Raw genomic sequence first — 16,401 nt, forward strand, 5'->3', positions numbered from 1 at the left:
TTTGCACAACTCAAGGCGGCCCATATATCCCTTGTGAGCAAGGCAGGGTGGAAGGCTTTGCAGTTTGTAACTGCGTGTCGCCGCTATGGAATTTATTGATTGTTAATAATCTTTTCAATTGACGGTCGATGCTGATCGCAGTATCAAACTGAACTGCTGTCAATTTAGGCCCACAACCAAAGAGAGTTTTTCTATAGTAAATCATTGGAGCAAAATGGGTTGATTCTGGATTAACGCAAGCTACTCTTTCTAGTCTTGCGTCCAAGGCATAGGCGGTGACTTTGTTCACTGCCAACTAGCCTCTATTTTTTTGTGTGCAGAGAAAAAGACTGCAGGCAAGCCGCTCGGTAGAGATGAGGCCTTGATTTTAAATCCCCAATAAATAGATTATTCGATATTTAGGTGTCAACCTGTAGCTATCAATAAACGCTGATGTAGATATAGACTCATCAGCGGAGGTTGGTATGAAAAAGCTTTTAGTTTCTTTATGCGTTCTTGTTACCTTGCTTGGAGGCGCTTCTTCTGCAAGCGCTCATGGAGGTAGGGGTGGTTATGAGGGGGGCTGGCACCGCGGCGGTTGGCATGGTGGTGGCTGGGCACCATTTGCTGTGGGCGCCGTTGCTGGGGCGGTTATTGCCAATGCTTATTACAGGCCAGCTCCGGTTTACTACGGCCCACCAGCTTACTATCGCGCACCAATACAGCAAACTGCAGCCTTTTGCCCTGAGAATGGCCTCTACTACCCCCAAACTCAGGCTTGCCCCAGTGGTTGGCAAAGAGTGGTGTATTAATCAGAGCAGACCCTCTTACTGAGTGCTAGACACTGCAATGCGATAGGCATAGGATTGCATCATGCCTTTCTTAAAAAGGCACTACGACTTCATAAGAAGGGGGCTTGATGAAAATCTATCCAATTGCGCTCGAGCTGACTGTTTGGTTTGAGTTGGGAATCAATCAGTATGAAATTACTATTGACGAGCATTCATCACTCTCCGTAAAGAAAACGGATGATGTGCTGCACACCCGAGACTTGTTGCCTGCAGAGGTGGGTGAGTTAATTGCTGCCATTAAAGCAGTAGAGATACCGGTCTTGCAATACGCCGATACGGATTCAGAAAAGGCCTCTTCTAGTTATGAGCTCATCATTGAATCTGCCCACTTTTCTGTGGAGTTGAATTGGGAGGATCTGGATGTTGCAGCTAATGCTGCTGGGTCTCTTGAGTCTGTCTCCAGGCTTGCTGGGCTAGTAGAAAAGTTTGGTGAATTTCACTAAGGTAAAAAACGACGCTGATGCTGTTTGCCTGTGGTCTCGGTAAAGACGGATAGAATGACTTATCCCTTTATCCAGGACTCATTTTCTATGCAAACCATCTTGAGAATATCGGCGCTTGCCATTGCTGTTGCGCTTAACGCCTGCTCTACACCGCAAAGCGAGTTTGGCGTTTATCGTCAATCAGATGGTACGGTTGGAGTACATGCTCCCAAGTCCGCCAAAGATACTGAGGCGCAAGCAGCCGCAGCAGAAGAGTGTAAAAAACTAGGAAAGCGTAACGCCACTATTGTTGAAACTCGTAAAACAGTGAACGATCGCTTTCCTATAACCTACATTTTTGTGTGCAATACCTACTAGATATTAGCTAAGCAACCATTTCTTAATGGATTTGTTTACACACATTGCATCTAAAGCTAAGCCAAAGAACTCTGATCCGTTGGTGATCATGCTTTCAATAGCCTCTACCTTGCCAGATTTAATGCCACGTAAGTATGTGGCGGCGCGGTAGCGCAGGAAGTGCTCATTCTTGCCATCTTCATTATCCGTAGAGCAGATTTCTAGGCTGCCATAACGGGTTTCTGGATTGATATTCAGAATAGAAAGACCTAATGCGCCAATCAACTTCTCAGGCACTGGAATTGGCACATAGGAGTAGAGGGACACTAATCGCTCTTCTTCGTCGACTTCAATGATGTGATCTACATCAAACACATCTTTTTCTGTCAACTCAGTTTCACCTGAATCGCCGCCACCAAATGTGGACTCAAATTGCAACATAGCTGTGTTGCTATCTTTGGAGATCTCGATCATGTCAGGGTAGCCAAGCAATCCTTTCCACCAGTACATCAGTGAGAAGGTGCAAGGTTTCACTTCAACTAAACCCTTCTTGGTTGCCTTGGCAAAGTACAAACCATAGAACTCATCATCTTCTTCAAGTCCGTATTGGTCTACTTTTAGCGCTTTAGGAGCAGCCTGTTTTGTGGATTTTTTAGCAGCCTTCTTTGGAGCAGGCTTTTTGGCTGCTGGCTTTTTAGCCACAACCTTTTTTACTGCTTTCTTTGCTACCGGCTTTTTGACGGCAGCTTTTTTAGCAACCACTTTCTTAGCCGCTGGTTTTTTCACTACCTTTTTTGCAGCCTTCTTAGCTACCACTTTTTTAGCGGCAACCTTCTTGACGGCTTTCTTTGCAGGGGCTTTTTTTACCACCTTGGTAGCTACTTTCTTTTTTGCTGGTGACTTCTTTGTAGCCATGGTCTTATTACCCTTCTTTTTGGTAGTTAATGTGCCTAGTGCACAAGTTGATATTACTTCAGTTTCAATCTACTTTTGCTGATACTTATATGGGGATTAACCTTGGGATATCAAGGGGTTCGGCGCTGGGGGTTTGATATTTTTCTGTGGCGAGTTCTGGCGCTTGAATTTAAACGCTTTCTTGCTACACTGGAACTGCGCAGTTATTAATAACCTCAACTTAAAGAGAATCTATGTTCCCTGAATATCGTGAGTTAATTACTAAGCTAAAAACATCTGATCGTCACTTCTCCCATCTATTTGATAAGCACAATAAATTAGATCAGCAGATTCAGAGAATGGAGGCTCATAGTGAGCCAAGCACTCCCGAGGAAATAGAAACCCTCAAGAAAGAAAAGTTACTTCTTAAGGATCAGCTCTACGCCGTCCTTAAGAAGGCCAGCGCCTAAGGTCTTAGCGCGGATTTCGGGCCAAGCCTCTGGGTCCGATTCAATCAGGTGTTGGCGTTTAAGCCTTCTTTAAGAAGCAGGCTTTCAAGAGCATATTTCCAGCTTCAGTTTTGCAATCCACTTCATGGTCGCCCGAGACCAATCGGATACCCTTGATTTTGGTGCCGACTTTCAGGGTGGTGGATGAGCCCTTTACCTTCAAGTCTTTAATTAGGGTCACGGTATCGCCATCGGCTAGTAGATTGCCATTGGCATCTTTTACGATCAGACCGCCTTCTTCCTCTTCTGCAGCAGCGGCCATAGGCCACTCATGTCCACATTGGGCGCAAACGTAATTGTCCCCGTCTGGATAGGTCATATCCTCTTGGCAGGCAGGGCATTTTGGAAGATTGCTAGAGGTGTTCATGAGGCGCTATCGATAAAAGTAATGTAGGGCTTGATTTTAGTGCACTGGCTAGTGCAAAAAGCTAGAATGAACTCACCATGAGTAAACGAGTCAAGATAGCCTTAATCTCCGTTGGCAGCCTATTGCTGATGGCCGTAGCAGGCCTTTGGTATGCCTCTTCGACAATTGATCCAGCCCAACTGGTGAAGCTGCTAGCAGGCTCTGTGAAAAACGCCACTGGAAGGGATCTCAAAATCTCTGGCCCAGTCACTCTGCGTCTCTTTCCGTCAATTGCCGTCTCTGCAGAGCAGGTGAGTCTGAGTAATGCGCCTTGGGCAACAGAATCCGATATGTTGAAACTCCAGCATATTGAGTTGGATATCAAAATTCTTCCGCTTCTGAGTAAGCGGATTGAGATTGATAGCGTTAACTTAAGCGGTCTAGAGCTCTATCTCAGAACGAATTCAGCTGGGAAAGCAAATTGGGATATGGGTTCTGCCCCAAGCGCCAACTCATCGCTTGCTATCAGCCCGGCGCAAGATGATGCCACTAGCGATAGCTTCATCAGCCTCAAGAATGTGGCTATGCAAAATGCCAACATTCACTATCAAGATGCCAGTGGCGAGAAAACCAACTATCAAGTACAACGCCTTGCCTTATCGGATGGTGGAGACAAAACAGCCATTACGCTTGCAATGAAATACAACTCAGTGGATATAGGTCTTACCGGTAAAGCGGGATCACTATCTGAGGCTTATAAAGAATGGGGCGCTTCAGATAACAAGGTTCCAGTTGATCTGGTGCTAAGTTTGAATGGGAAGACGTTGCAGATAAAAGGCGATATCTCTAAAAATGCTCAATCTATGACGGCGCTGAACTTGGCGTTGAGCTCCAAGTTATTTGAGTGGCCTAATTTTTCAAACCCCGCTGTTGGTTCCTCGGGGCCAGGGCAGGCTAGCACACATCGTTCCAGCTCCAGTTCAAGATTTTTATTTAGCGATGAGACTTTGCCACTGGATTCTTTGCCGCAGGCAATGGGAAATATCTCAGTCAATATTGATCAACTTTCTTTGCCCAAGCGCAAGCCATTGCAGAACCTGACAGCACAGATTCAGTTGAAGGGTGATGTTATTGAAATTTCTCAGGGTTCATTTCAGTTGGGCGGCGGACGTGCGGATATTCAGGGGAGAGCGTCCCAATTCTCCGGTCCAGCTCCGAGCTTTGCTTTGAAGGGGGTGACTCAAAACTTCACCTTAGAAGGATTGATGGCTAGCCTTGATCCTAGTTCGAAGGTGAGTGGTGGAAATATGAAGCTGGCCTTTGATCTGAAATCGACCGGGAAAAGCCTTCATCAATTGGCAGGCAATTCCAGTGGAAAGATTCAGTTGAGCATTGATCAGGCAACAATGGGCTCTAACTTTTTGAACGATGCCGGCGATTTTGTTATGACGGTACTTGATTCCATGAACCCTCTGCGCAAGAAATCAAGTAATACGGTATTGGAGTGTTCTGTTGCCTATTTACCGATTAATAATGGCCAAATTAATATCGCCAATACGGTCGGCACTGAAACTGATCGCTTGAAAGTGGTGATGGCCGGTTCTATTAACTTAAAGACTGAAGCGGTCAATCTCACAATCAATCCTCAAGAAAAATCAGGACTTACTACTGGCTTAGACTTAGCGGGATTGGTAAAGGTGGGTGGGACCTTGAGTAGCCCCCAGGCAGTCTTAAATCAGGCTGGTGTGGTGAATAGCGCAGTGTCCATTGGACTGGGAATACTGACAGGTGGCGCTACTCTCTTGGCGGAGAATGCTAGATCACTTACTTCAAAAACAAATCCTTGCAAGGATGCTCTCCGCCCGTGGGCGGAGATTTATCCAGGAGCGAATTAATTCTTAGAACAGTACGCCGCCGATAAAGAGGCTGAACAGAGAAATAAAGATGCTGGCAAAGAATGCGGTCCAGAAGCTAGAGATAGTAAATCCGCTAACCAATGCGGATACCAACATCAATACCAATGCATTTACTACCAACAGGAATAAGCCCATTGTTAGTACGGTAAGTGGCAGCGTGAAGAGAATCAATAAAGGCTTTACAACCGCATTGGCAAAGCCAAGTAGTAGGGCGGCAATTAAGAGTGATCCACCATCCGCAAAGCGAAGTCCGCTAAAGAGATAGCTAGCCACCCAAAGTGATAGAGAGGTTAATCCCCACTGAACTAGAAATGGTACTAAGTTACCCATGATGTGATTCCTATTTAGTTATATATATTGTGATTTATTTTAACTAATGCTCAAGCTGCCATCTTTTGTTTTGAGCTTTTATTTGGCTTGAAGTGAATTTCGATATGCGTATTAGTCGCCGCAGCCAATTTGGTTAATGTTCTGAGTGATGGTAGATTAACGCCACTCTCCAGTCTAGCAATAGCTGATTGCGATGTATTCATCAGTGCGGCCAGATCCTCTTGGGAGAGTCTGCTTTTCATGCGAGTCTCGATCACCTCTTTAGCAATTTCAAACTCTACGCTGGATTCATCATAGGCTTTTTTGTAGTCTGGGTTTTTAATCCACTTCTTGTGTAAATTAGAAATCTTGGTCATCGAATAATTATATCAAAAATGATATATATAGAAATCTCTCAGAAACTCTGATTATTAATAGTGCGGAGGAATTTCATCCTTCAGGCTATTGCCTCCAGGGCCATCACTACTACTGGCTTGTTCTTTGATGGACTTCAGTTCCCGATACAGAAATTCAATCTGCTGCTGTTGCTTGTATACGGTTTGATTGAGTTGCTCAATGAGATCTTCTGTGAAGCTGAGCTTGATTTCTAAGTTGGTAATACGATCTTCGGTCATGACTTAATCCTATTCTTTTGTATCGACTACTTCAAAGCGGCCATCTTCCATCTCTGCTTGGGGCCGGATCCAAAAGTCGTGCGACTGCATTGATTCGTATACATAGGCAGGTTCTAAGCTTGCTTCAATATTGGCAAGCAAAACGACTTTATAAAATCCGCCAGTCTTTTTGTGTCTTAGCTTGCAGCCTGGTTTAAAAAGGCCGTCATCGGGGTCTGCCATTTTAGGTTTGCTCATGTCAAAAAGCGCTTTCTCAGTATGATCTATGAATGATAAATTCTGTTCCGTACTCCATTCTAGATATATCCCCGATCCCGCAGGGATTTACTGCTGCGGATGCCTTGCGAAACTCCTTGGATGTTGCTCAGCATGCGGAGCGTTGGGGCTATACCCGCTACTGGGTGGCAGAGCACCACAATATGACCGGTAACGCCAGTTCCGCAACTGCGGTTTTAGTGGGCTATATCGCTTCTGGTACATCGACTATCCGTGTGGGGTCTGGTGGGGTGATGTTGCCTAATCACGCCCCCTTGGTCATTGCAGAGCAGTTTGGAACCTTGTCTTCCATCTATCCGGGGCGAATTGAGTTGGGTCTTGGTCGTGCACCAGGTACCGATCAAATGACCGCTAGAGCCTTGCGGCGTGATTTGCTTGGTAGCGATGATCGCTTTCCGCAGGATGTGCGAGAGTTGCAGTATTACTTTGGGCCCATACAGGAGGGGCAGGCGGTGAAGGCGATTCCTGGGGCGGGTACTGAAGTGCCTATCTGGATCTTAGGCTCGAGTTTGTATGGCGCGCAATTGGCGGCGCACTTTGGCTTACCTTATGCCTTTGCCTCGCACTTCGCCCCTGAGCAGTTGCTAGATGCCATGCCTACCTATCGTGAGTTATTTAAGCCTTCCGACAAATTGGCTAAGCCCTATGCAGCCTTTGTGATGAATGTGGTCGCAGCCGATACAGATGAAGAGGCTGCGCATCTATTTACCACCTTGCAGCAAAACGTGATCCGCATGCGTCGCAATACTCGTGGCCAATTACCGCCACCGATTGCGAGCTTGGATGATTTTTGTGAGCCCCAAGAAAAAGCCTCAGCAGCCCATACTTTGCGATGCTCAGCTGTAGGGTCGCTTCAGACTGTGCGAGATCAGATGCAGCATTGGCTTGATCACACCGGCGCCAATGAAATCATCATTACCGGCCAGATTCATGATCATCAGGCGCGCCTCAAGTCCTTTGAGATTGCGGCTGAGGCAGCCAGGGGCTTGCGCTTTAAGTCTGCGGCTTGAAGGCGTTGTAATTAGCGGTAATAACAATGCCATCTTTGGCGGCTTTCGTCGCTAGTCGCAATACCGCTTTGTCTTTGCTGATCAATATCGCTGGTCTGAAGGCATAAGCCAGATCCAGGAAAATTTGATCATCGCTATCTTGGCATTTCCATGGGGCCGAGCCTAAATCCGAATCATCCTGCAATTTAGCCAAGGCGCGCCACTGATGAAGGATGGAATTTTGTGCGGTCGTATTCAGATCAAACAGTGGCCGAGAAATCACATCAGCTAATTCCGTCAGCGTCTTTTGACTGGCTATGACCTCTATGTCGCCATGAAGAATGGATTTCTTGAGATCTGCCGCCCTCTCGTCATTAAAGACAAAGACATCGAGCAAAATATTGGTGTCTAAAACGACAGGCTTCATTCCTGGTTGTTGCGCCAAATCTCTGGAGTTATCGTGACTTGGCCCTTGTCCGAAGAAACGTATGCCTCACCATCTTGAATATTGACGTGAAGGACCATGCTGCGCTCAACTAATGTATTCAGTTCCTTGGCTTGCTCTGCCGGAATGGAGATCACTTGAAGATTTTTGGCGCGCGTTAATTTATTGGCAATGCCATCCCACCAAATTTTGCTGGTGTGACCACCATAGCAATATACGATGACCTGGTCTGAGCGGCCGCAGGCTTTCAGAATGCGACGTTCGTCAGGTTGGCCAATTTCAATCCAAAGCTGAATAGCATCGGTCAGGTCTTTGACCCACAGATCTGGCTCATCCGTGTCACTGAGGCCTTTGGTGAACACTAGGTCCTCTTGGGCTTGGAGTGCAAAAGCGATGATTCTCACCATCATCCGCTCTTCGGTTTCGGAAGGGTGCTTGGCAATAGTGAGGGAGTGACTGCCGTAATAATGACGGTCGGAGTCTGCGACGTGGAGGTCGGCTTTATGAATAGTTGCGCGTAGGGCCATGGCGTATTATCGCCTTTAAAATAGGCTGATATGGCGATCCCAGTATTATTTCGGAATTCGCCCCTATTTACTGTGTATCGTAGAGCTCCATGATTCGTGTTACTGAACTTCGCCTGCCCATTGGCCACGCTCCTGAAGCGTTGGAAGAGGCTATTCTGAAGCGTTTACATCTCAACTCTCAGGATCTCATCAAGACTGAGGTATTTAAGCGTAGTTACGATGCCCGAAAAAATGTTGCTTTAGCTTTTATTTATACCGTTGATCTCTCGGTGAAGAATGAAGAAAAGGTGCTGCAGCAGTTCTCTAATGATATTCATGTGCGGCCATCCCCAGATACAAGCTACCACTTTGTAGCCAATGCTTCGCAAGTAGATTCAGGGGCATTCTTGCGGCCCGTGGTGATCGGCTTTGGACCTTGTGGAATTTTTGCGGCCTTGGTCTTGGCGCAAATGGGATTTAAGCCAATTGTGTTGGAGCGCGGCAAACAGGTCCGTGAGCGTACTCAAGATACCTGGGGTTTATGGCGCAAGAATGTACTGAACCCCGAATCTAATGTGCAATTTGGTGAGGGCGGGGCGGGGACATTTTCAGATGGCAAGCTCTATAGTCAAATTAAAGATCCTAAGTTTTACGGCCGCAAGGTCATTGCTGAATTTATTAAAGCTGGAGCTCCTGAAGAAATCCGCTATGTTGCTAAGCCCCATATTGGTACATTCCGCTTAGTTGGTGTTGTTGAGAGAATGCGCCAAGAAATCATTGAGCTTGGTGGTGAGATCCGTTTTTCACAGAAGGTGATTGGCTTTCATATCGAAGGCGATCAAATTAAAGGGGTCAAGATTGAGGGCCATGATGACCTTCCGGCAAATCATGTCATCCTGGCGCTAGGCCACAGTGCTCGCGATACCTTTAAGGCCTTGCATGAGGCAGGTGTATACATGGAGGCCAAGCCATTTTCAGTGGGATTCCGGATTGAGCACCCACAGTCTTTGATTGATAAAGCGCGCTTAGGCCCACATGCTGGCAATGAACTCATTGGTGCTGCGGACTACAAGCTAGTGCACCATGCCAAGAATGGCAGGGCGGTATATAGCTTTTGTATGTGTCCCGGTGGCACTGTCGTTGCCGCTACCTCAGAGCCAAACCGAGTAGTAACTAACGGCATGAGCCAGTACTCTCGCAACGAGCGCAATGCGAATGCGGGTATTGTGGTTGGGATTACTCCTGAAGATTACCCAGGCGGCCCATTGGCCGGCATTGATTTTCAAAGAGCGCTGGAATCCAAAGCCTATGAATTAGGCGGCTCAACTTATGAAGCGCCCGGTCAGTTGGTAGGTGATTTTTTAGCAGGTAAGCCGTCGACTGAATTTGGTAGCGTCATCCCTTCTTATAAGCCTGGCGTTCATCTCACGGATTTGGCTGAAAGCTTGCCACCTTACGCAATTGAGGCTATTCGGGAGGCTATTCCAGCATTTGAGAAGCAAATCAAAGGCTTTTCCATGAAAGACGCAGTGCTCACTGGAGTGGAAACAAGGACATCTTCCCCATTGCGCATTACAAGGGGTGCCAACTTTCAGAGTTTGAATATCAAAGGTCTTTATCCAGCAGGAGAGGGTGCCGGCTATGCTGGTGGAATCTTGTCTGCGGGAGTTGATGGGATTAAAGTAGCAGAAGCCGTAGCGCTTGACTATCTCCCTCAATAAATTCATTTCACATCTAACTCCATGAGCTCTCAAGTCATCGCGACTGCTTCTGAAGAAAAAGAAGTTCTTTTTCATCCTGAGCTATTACAGAAGTTTGATATCAATGGACCGCGCTATACCTCATACCCAAGTGCGGATCGCTTTCATAATGAGTTTGCTGAAGCTGATTATTTAGGTGCTCTCGAGCGAGTGGCGAAGGTTGATGAGCCGCTTTCACTCTATTTCCATTTGCCGTTCTGCCCTAATATTTGCTATTACTGTGGCTGCAACAAAATTATCACCAAGGACCATGGTCGTAGCGCAAAGTACATTAAGTATTTGGCTAAAGAGATGGCGATGGTTTGTGCGGCCATGATTACACAGAAAAAGATCCCCATAACGCAGTTGCATTGGGGTGGCGGAACGCCTACTTTCTTATCTCATGAAGAGATGACTGAACTAATGCATCACACCCGAGAGTATTTTGATTTGCTTCCTGGTGGTGAATATTCCATTGAGATTGATCCTCGCCGCGTGACCGAAGCGGATATTGCCTTATTGGCAGAGTTGGGCTTTAACCGAATTAGCTTAGGTGTTCAAGACTTTAATTTGGAAGTTCAGCAAGCAGTGCATCGGGTGCAGACTATTGAAGAGACCCAGGCGGTAATGGATTGGTCTAGAAAATATGGCTTTAAGTCGAGAAGCGTAGATTTAATTTATGGCTTGCCTAAGCAAACACCAGAGACTTTTAAGGAAACGGTGGATGCGGTACTCAAAATGAGTCCCGATCGATTGTCTGTTTACAACTACGCGCATTTGCCTCATATCTTTAAGCCTCAGCGCAGAATCTCTGAGGCGGATCTGCCGGGCGCCGCTGACAAGCTGGATATTCTCTCAAATACGATTGAGAGATTAGGTGAGTCTGGGTATGTCTTTATTGGTATGGATCACTTTGCCAAGCCTGATGATGAATTGGCTATCGCTCAAAAAGAAGGAAAGCTACACCGCAATTTTCAGGGCTACTCAACGCAAGCGGAATGTGATCTCTTGGCTTTTGGAATCTCGTCTATTGGCAAGGTGGACGACTGCTATGCCCAGAATGTACGTACTCTAGATGAGTACTACGCAGCAATTGATGCTGCTCATTTGCCCACCTTGAGAGGTTTGCGTTTAGACCATGATGATTTATTGCGTCGAGAATTAATTGGGGAGTTAATGTGCCAATTCTCTTTAAATACTGAGCAGTTCGCGCAAACTCACCAAATTGATTTCTCGAAGTACTTTAAGACAGAGCTTGAAGAGCTAAAGGAGCTCGAGGCGGCAGGGCTCTTGGAGTGGCAGGGCGCCACTATGACAGTCCCCATTAAGGGACGCTTACTTGCTAGACGGGTTGCGATGACCTTTGATCGCCACTTAAGAGAATCTCAAGCGCGTGGAACATATTCCAAGGTTCTGTAGGTTAAAAAGTATCAAAACAACATCAATTTGATATAGATCAAAAAATCATAAAAACAGTGTTGCTTAAATACAAATAAAAAAATTGAGCAGCCGGTCTATTTGATTTGCATCAAATTACCTTCCTTTATTCAATTTGAAAATAGAAACATCAAATTGATAACACAAAGGAAACCATCATGCGTATTAAAACTCTCGTAGCCGCAATGGCAGCAGTAGCAGCATTGGCCCCGGTGGCAGCTCAAGCACAAGCAGCCGAAGAAAATCCATGGATGATTCGTGTGCGTGCCGTTGATTTGCTTTGGCAGAATGGTCAGTCAGGCGCGGTTCAGTCTTTAGATGTAAAGGCAAAAAATCAAGTCATTCCTGAATTTGATGTGTCTTATTTTTTCACTAAAAATATTGCCACTGAGTTGGTATTAACTTACCCGCAAACTATTCAAATTGACGCTAGTGGCAACAAGTTGGGAACAGTTAAGGCCCTCCCTCCATCATTATTACTTCAGTATCATTTCACCGACTTGGGCGCATTCAAGCCTTATGTTGGTGTGGGTGTAAATTACACAATTTTTAGTAATCGTAACAATCTGGGGAATGGAGTCTATTCCGTAGACAAATCTAGCGTAGGTGCGGTTGGTCAAATTGGTGCAGATTATATGCTTACAAAAAATTGGGGTCTTAACGTTGATGTGAAATATGCGACGATGTCGACAAATGTTTCTACTCCTGGATATGGACCAAGCGCTGGAAAGTTAACTCTCAATCCATGGATGCCAGCAGTTGGCGTGACATACAAGTTCTAAGTATTTGCTTTCTGACGTTTGATGATAAGGCCCTGCATATAGAGCCTTATTTCTTCATGTGGATTGCTTAATGATTTGTGAGATGTTCAATGAGTTCATTGAACTTATCTTGATCGAAATTTAAATTATCAAAGTGCTGAATTGCTGAATGGGTTGGTGGGTTCACTCTACGCTGTGCATATTGATCCCAATGTTGTAACTTCCACTCGTCTCTGGGGTCAGCACGCTTTTCCATGCGGCGTCTGGCTTCACCTTCATCCAAGTCAATCCATGCAATCTTGATGCTGGATGCCGAAGGAATTCCTAGGGCATCGGGATTAAATATTTTGCCGCTGGCAATTTCGTTCGAGAACGGCCCCACCAAAATGACATTGACGCCAAGCTGAAGGTTTTCTTTGGCGACTGCAATTAATCCGGCGTATTCCCAATCGCGCAGATTTTTGAGGTAGAAGGGGCTATCACGATCGTTTGGATTATTGGTGGTGAGATCCATAACATGGGCGCTATAAGCTCCATAAACCGTATCTTTGTCTAGAAAGAAAAAATCTTCCCCGGTTTTTTCAACAATGAGTGGCAAGGCCTTTTTGGCCAATGTTGTTTTGCCCGTTCCGGCATGGCCCGCAAAGAGAATTAAGCGTGGTGCACCGGGGGTTAATTTACAGGTCATTTATCTCTTTATTTGGGTTTTGTGCCTGATTAAATTCTATTCTTAATCCCATGTTTATTGGAAATATCACGACTTTGGTTGAAGTGACGATAATGTCGCTATGGCTTTAATCGTACTCACTGATGCAAAACTGGCTTTTGGCCACGTTGACCTCCTCGCTAATACCGCTTTTTCCCTGGAATCTGGGGAGCGCGTTGGCTTAATTGGCCGCAATGGCACTGGTAAATCCTCTTTATTGAAGATTTTGGCCGGCATAGAAAAAATGGATGATGGGCTCTTGCAATACCAGCAAGGTCTACGCATTGCCTATGTTCCCCAAGAGCCAATTTTCGAGGCTGAAGAAACCGTATTTGATGCCGTTTCAAAGGGGGTATCCCAGGCTAAAGCTCTACGTGAAGAATATGAGGCTTTAAGTGTGGGTGAGTGGGATGATGCCTCGCACCATCGTTTGGATGAAGTGCAGTCTCAATTAGAGGCTCTCAGTGGCTGGAATTGGGAGCAGCGAGTGCATGAGACATTGGATCGCTTGCATTTGGAGGCGGATGTCAAAATTAGCAACCTCTCGGGCGGAACAAAAAAACGTGTGGCGCTTGCCCGCGCTTTGGTGGAAATGCCAGACGTACTCCTGCTAGATGAGCCAACTAACCATTTGGATTTAGATTCGATTTCTTGGTTGGAAGAGTTGCTTAAGGAATACAAAGGCTCAGTCATTCTCATTACCCATGATCGCGCTTTCTTAGATAACGTCTGTACGCAAATCGTTGAGTTAGATCGCGGTATATTGCGCAGCTATCCCGGCAACTTCTCTGCTTATGAAGTGTTAAAAGATCAAGAGCTCAATGCTGAGTCCCTTGCTAATGCAAGAGCCGATAAGCTATTGGCTCAAGAGGAGGTATGGATTCGTAAAGGGGTAGAGGCAAGGCGTACGCGAAGTGTCGCGCGGATTGCTCGCCTAGAGAACCTCCGCGCTAGCCGTGCGCAGCGACGCGATGCTATGGGCCAAGTAAAGCTTGCGGTATCCGCTGGTGATCGTAGTGGCAAGATTGTGGCGGATTTGCAAAATGTTTCTAAGTCGTATGGTGATCGCTCAATCGTCAACGATTTCACGGCAACGATATTGCGTGGCGATAAGGTCGGTCTGCTGGGTCCTAACGGAGCCGGTAAGACAACCTTGTTGAAATTGATCCTTGGAACAATTGCTCCCGACTCAGGTACCGCAACAATGGGCACCCGGATTGAGGTTGCCTACTTTGACCAGATGCGTGAGGGCTTAAATCTCAATGCCTCACTTGAAGATTACATTAGCCCGGGTAGTGAGTGGATTGAAATCAATGGCAATAAGAAGCACGTAAAGAGTTATCTAAGCGATTTCTTATTTGCGCCTGAGCGCACCAATTCCCCGGTAAGTACTTTGTCAGGTGGTGAGCGCAATCGACTCTTGTTAGCTCGCCTGTTTGCAAGGCCGGCCAACGTTTTGGTATTGGATGAGCCAACCAATGACTTGGATATTGATACCTTGGATTTACTGGAGCAGTTGCTGCAGGAATACAAGGGAACAGTCTTTTTGGTTAGTCATGATCGTTACTTCCTGGATAACGTGGTTACTAGCATCATTGCTAATGAAGGTGATGGCTTCTGGCGCGAGTACGAGGGTGGCTACGAAGATTGGAAGATTCAAAAGGCGCGTTCAGATAAGATTCGCGCTACCAATGGTGGCGCAAAGTCAGTGGATAAGGCTGAGGCCAAGCCTGAAGTGAGGGCTGAGAAAAGAGCGGAGTCTAAGCCGGTAGTTGCAAAGAGTGGCGTCCAAAAGCTCAATGGCAAAGAGCGCCAAGAATTAGAGGCTTTGCCATTGCAGATTGAAACGCTAGAGACTGAGCAGGCTGAGATTGGGATTGCCATGAGCAACCCAGATCTCTATAAGAACGAGCCAGAATTAGCGGCAAGTATGCAGGCTCGCCTATCGGAAATCACTGCCGATCTTGATCTCAAGCTACAGCGCTGGGAACTACTCTTAAGTCGTTCTGAATCTTAACGGGATTTGAGTCTATTGGACTTGTAGCGTGATAACGCCTCAAGTCCAAAAGAGGCTAGTAGTGCGAACACTAATGCGATCGCGCTAGACGGTGCTGTTTTTACCGTATTAATCATGAGGGCGGTAAATAAGCTCAAATTGATGATAATGGCGCACCATAGAATCTTGGGCTTTGCGCCAGTTTTCTGGTGAATGCGAAGATGCCCATAAGTAATCACCGCATACACCAATAAAAACGCTAAGCTAGCCATTTGACCGACTTCACTCAGTGGAAAGATCAGTGCCAGAATAATCACACCAATTGATGAAACAGTGAGGGCGTGTAGATTATTTTTCAGCACACTATTTCCAAGAGCGCTTGAGACCTCCTTCTTACTAGTAAGATCAGCTGCAATATTCGATGCGGCAAATATCGTCGCATTCACTGCGGCGGCGCAGGCAAGTAAGGCTGAAATGCTAATAGCAAAAAAACCAATTTTCCCAGCTACTATTTGGGCGGCGTTGGCCAGGACATGGCCGTTGTGCAACTGGATGGAGCTTAAAGGCATCAAGAGCACTACCGCGGTGCTTACTGCCAAATAAGCAATCGTCACTAGGATCAGCGCGGAGAACATCGCGAGAGGCAATTCTTTTTGTGGGCTCTTCATAGCGGATGAAGAGTTGGTGACAACGCCAAAGCCCTGAAAATTAATGTACAGAATGCCAGCAGCTACCGCGATTCCTTCAATGGATCCGCCAGCCGTCTGGAAGTGTTTGAAGTCCGCCTGCCCAAATCCCATCGCCGAAAATACTAGCAAGCTAACGACGACCAGGCCAATTGCCAATGTTTCCGCTCTGCCAACAAGACTGGGTCCCAATAGATTGATAAAAGTACAAATCACAATGATGGCAGCAGTAATGCATTTCAGGGTAAGAGGTGAAAGATCTCCGCCGAACAAAGTATTGGTGTATTCAACAAAGCCTGCCGCATAGAGTGCTGCTGCAATTAAGTAGGCGATGTATTGAAATAAATTGATTCCGCCAGAAATAATGCCGGGCCCGAAGCTCATCACCGTAAAGGTTGCGCCACCACCACTACTAGGAAAAGCCGCCCCGAGTTTTGCGTATGAGTAGACCGAAAATGATGCTGCGATTGCCCCAATCAGAAAGGCGAGTGGCACATCTGTTCCCGCATGGGAGCTAGCTAAACCTAATAGAGAGTAGAGGCCGGCACCCATCATTCCGCCGATGCCCAGTGCGGTAGCGGAAAAAAGGCTAATGTCGTTAGCTTGCTTTTTGCTGTGTTTAAGTAAATCCGAGTTCAATAG

Annotated in this window: 21 protein-coding genes; 10 read left to right on the forward strand and 11 right to left on the reverse strand. The window is 46.4% G+C overall.

From position 1 onward, the window contains the following. Positions 1 to 10: 10 nt before the first annotated feature. Complete coding sequence (locus tag FD960_RS02835; RefSeq protein ID WP_215299736.1) at positions 11 to 289, reverse strand: hypothetical protein; 279 nt, start codon at positions 287 to 289, stop codon at positions 11 to 13. 175 nt (positions 290 to 464) lie between these two features. Here FD960_RS02835 and FD960_RS02840 point away from each other — a divergent pair, with 175 nt between their 5' ends. The 3 genes from FD960_RS02840 (at position 465) to FD960_RS02850 (ending at position 1,630) form a co-directional block, all read left to right on the forward strand. Then, positions 465 to 791, forward strand: coding sequence for a hypothetical protein (locus FD960_RS02840; RefSeq protein ID WP_215299737.1), 327 nt, complete (start codon positions 465 to 467; stop codon positions 789 to 791). Positions 792 to 898: 107 nt separating this feature from the next. Next, positions 899 to 1,273, forward strand: coding sequence for a hypothetical protein (locus tag FD960_RS02845; RefSeq protein WP_215299738.1), 375 nt, complete (start codon positions 899 to 901; stop codon positions 1,271 to 1,273). A gap of 54 nt (positions 1,274 to 1,327) precedes the next feature. Next, a complete protein-coding gene (locus FD960_RS02850; protein ID WP_251369829.1) occupies positions 1,328 to 1,630 on the forward strand; it encodes a hypothetical protein in 303 nt (100 codons plus the stop codon). A 3-nt stretch (positions 1,631 to 1,633) separates the two neighbouring features. Here the strand turns inward: FD960_RS02850 and FD960_RS02855 are convergent, their stop codons facing one another. Beyond that, the gene (locus tag FD960_RS02855; RefSeq protein WP_215299740.1) at positions 1,634 to 2,524 is read right to left on the reverse strand and encodes a hypothetical protein; all 891 of its coding nucleotides are present in this window, start codon (positions 2,522 to 2,524) and stop codon (positions 1,634 to 1,636) included. Between the two features lie 233 nt (positions 2,525 to 2,757). On the opposite strand from FD960_RS02855, the gene FD960_RS02860 reads away from it, so the two are divergent. Continuing rightward, positions 2,758 to 2,973 carry a YdcH family protein gene (locus tag FD960_RS02860; protein ID WP_215299742.1) on the forward strand — a complete coding sequence of 72 codons (216 nt, stop codon included), beginning with the start codon at positions 2,758 to 2,760 and terminating at the stop codon, positions 2,971 to 2,973. 58 nt (positions 2,974 to 3,031) lie between these two features. Here FD960_RS02860 and FD960_RS02865 read toward each other — a convergent pair whose 3' ends face one another. Continuing rightward, the gene (locus FD960_RS02865; RefSeq protein ID WP_215299745.1) at positions 3,032 to 3,379 is read right to left on the reverse strand and encodes a zinc ribbon domain-containing protein YjdM; all 348 of its coding nucleotides are present in this window, start codon (positions 3,377 to 3,379) and stop codon (positions 3,032 to 3,034) included. Between the two features lie 77 nt (positions 3,380 to 3,456). Here FD960_RS02865 and FD960_RS02870 point away from each other — a divergent pair, with 77 nt between their 5' ends. After that, on the forward strand, positions 3,457 to 5,253 hold the full coding sequence (locus FD960_RS02870; RefSeq protein WP_215299747.1) for an AsmA family protein: 1,797 nt from the start codon (positions 3,457 to 3,459) through the stop codon (positions 5,251 to 5,253). A 3-nt stretch (positions 5,254 to 5,256) separates the two neighbouring features. Here FD960_RS02870 and FD960_RS02875 read toward each other — a convergent pair whose 3' ends face one another. From FD960_RS02875 to FD960_RS02890, 4 genes are read right to left on the reverse strand one after another with little or no spacing between them, the layout of a single operon-like run. Continuing rightward, positions 5,257 to 5,607: a phage holin family protein gene (locus FD960_RS02875; RefSeq protein WP_215300568.1), complete on the reverse strand. Its 351-nt coding sequence runs from the start codon at positions 5,605 to 5,607 to the stop codon at positions 5,257 to 5,259. Between the two features lie 47 nt (positions 5,608 to 5,654). Continuing rightward, complete coding sequence (locus FD960_RS02880) at positions 5,655 to 5,960, reverse strand: helix-turn-helix domain-containing protein (RefSeq protein ID WP_215299749.1); 306 nt, start codon at positions 5,958 to 5,960, stop codon at positions 5,655 to 5,657. Between the two features lie 54 nt (positions 5,961 to 6,014). Then, on the reverse strand, positions 6,015 to 6,218 hold the full coding sequence (locus tag FD960_RS02885; RefSeq protein WP_215299751.1) for a SlyX family protein: 204 nt from the start codon (positions 6,216 to 6,218) through the stop codon (positions 6,015 to 6,017). Between the two features lie 9 nt (positions 6,219 to 6,227). Further along, a complete protein-coding gene (locus FD960_RS02890; RefSeq protein ID WP_215299753.1) occupies positions 6,228 to 6,455 on the reverse strand; it encodes a hypothetical protein in 228 nt (75 codons plus the stop codon). A gap of 32 nt (positions 6,456 to 6,487) precedes the next feature. On the opposite strand from FD960_RS02890, the gene FD960_RS02895 reads away from it, so the two are divergent. After that, positions 6,488 to 7,504 (forward strand): LLM class flavin-dependent oxidoreductase, encoded by a 1,017-nt coding sequence (locus FD960_RS02895; protein WP_215299755.1) that lies wholly within the window; start codon positions 6,488 to 6,490, stop codon positions 7,502 to 7,504. Here the strand turns inward: FD960_RS02895 and FD960_RS02900 are convergent. After that, positions 7,488 to 7,910, reverse strand: coding sequence for a putative toxin-antitoxin system toxin component, PIN family (locus FD960_RS02900; RefSeq protein ID WP_215299757.1), 423 nt, complete (start codon positions 7,908 to 7,910; stop codon positions 7,488 to 7,490). The genes FD960_RS02895 and FD960_RS02900 overlap by 17 nt on opposite strands. Next, a complete protein-coding gene (locus FD960_RS02905) occupies positions 7,907 to 8,455 on the reverse strand; it encodes a YaeQ family protein (protein ID WP_215299758.1) in 549 nt (182 codons plus the stop codon). The genes FD960_RS02900 and FD960_RS02905 overlap by 4 nt, the downstream gene beginning before the upstream one ends. An 89-nt stretch (positions 8,456 to 8,544) precedes the next feature. On the opposite strand from FD960_RS02905, the gene FD960_RS02910 reads away from it, so the two are divergent. The 3 genes from FD960_RS02910 (at position 8,545) to FD960_RS02920 (ending at position 12,392) form a co-directional block, all read left to right on the forward strand. Next, complete coding sequence (locus FD960_RS02910) at positions 8,545 to 10,155, forward strand: NAD(P)/FAD-dependent oxidoreductase (RefSeq protein ID WP_215299760.1); 1,611 nt, start codon at positions 8,545 to 8,547, stop codon at positions 10,153 to 10,155. A gap of 21 nt (positions 10,156 to 10,176) precedes the next feature. Further along, the gene (gene hemN, locus FD960_RS02915; RefSeq protein ID WP_215299762.1) at positions 10,177 to 11,592 is read left to right on the forward strand and encodes an oxygen-independent coproporphyrinogen III oxidase; all 1,416 of its coding nucleotides are present in this window, start codon (positions 10,177 to 10,179) and stop codon (positions 11,590 to 11,592) included. Positions 11,593 to 11,768: 176 nt separating this feature from the next. Then, the gene (locus tag FD960_RS02920; protein ID WP_215299764.1) at positions 11,769 to 12,392 is read left to right on the forward strand and encodes an OmpW family protein; all 624 of its coding nucleotides are present in this window, start codon (positions 11,769 to 11,771) and stop codon (positions 12,390 to 12,392) included. A gap of 67 nt (positions 12,393 to 12,459) precedes the next feature. Here the strand turns inward: FD960_RS02920 and FD960_RS02925 are convergent, their stop codons facing one another. Beyond that, the gene (locus FD960_RS02925) at positions 12,460 to 13,059 is read right to left on the reverse strand and encodes an AAA family ATPase (protein ID WP_215299766.1); all 600 of its coding nucleotides are present in this window, start codon (positions 13,057 to 13,059) and stop codon (positions 12,460 to 12,462) included. 100 nt (positions 13,060 to 13,159) lie between these two features. Here FD960_RS02925 and FD960_RS02930 point away from each other — a divergent pair, with 100 nt between their 5' ends. After that, entirely contained in the window at positions 13,160 to 15,094 is a 1,935-nt protein-coding gene (locus FD960_RS02930; RefSeq protein ID WP_215299768.1) for an ATP-binding cassette domain-containing protein, read from the forward strand. Here the strand turns inward: FD960_RS02930 and FD960_RS02935 are convergent. Next, a complete protein-coding gene (locus FD960_RS02935) occupies positions 15,091 to 16,398 on the reverse strand; it encodes an APC family permease (RefSeq protein ID WP_215299769.1) in 1,308 nt (435 codons plus the stop codon). The genes FD960_RS02930 and FD960_RS02935 overlap by 4 nt on opposite strands. Between the last annotated feature and the right edge of the window lie 3 nt (positions 16,399 to 16,401).

The organism is Polynucleobacter sp. AP-Nino-20-G2 (genome assembly GCF_018688235.1).
Classification (GTDB): Bacteria; Pseudomonadota; Gammaproteobacteria; order Burkholderiales; family Burkholderiaceae; genus Polynucleobacter.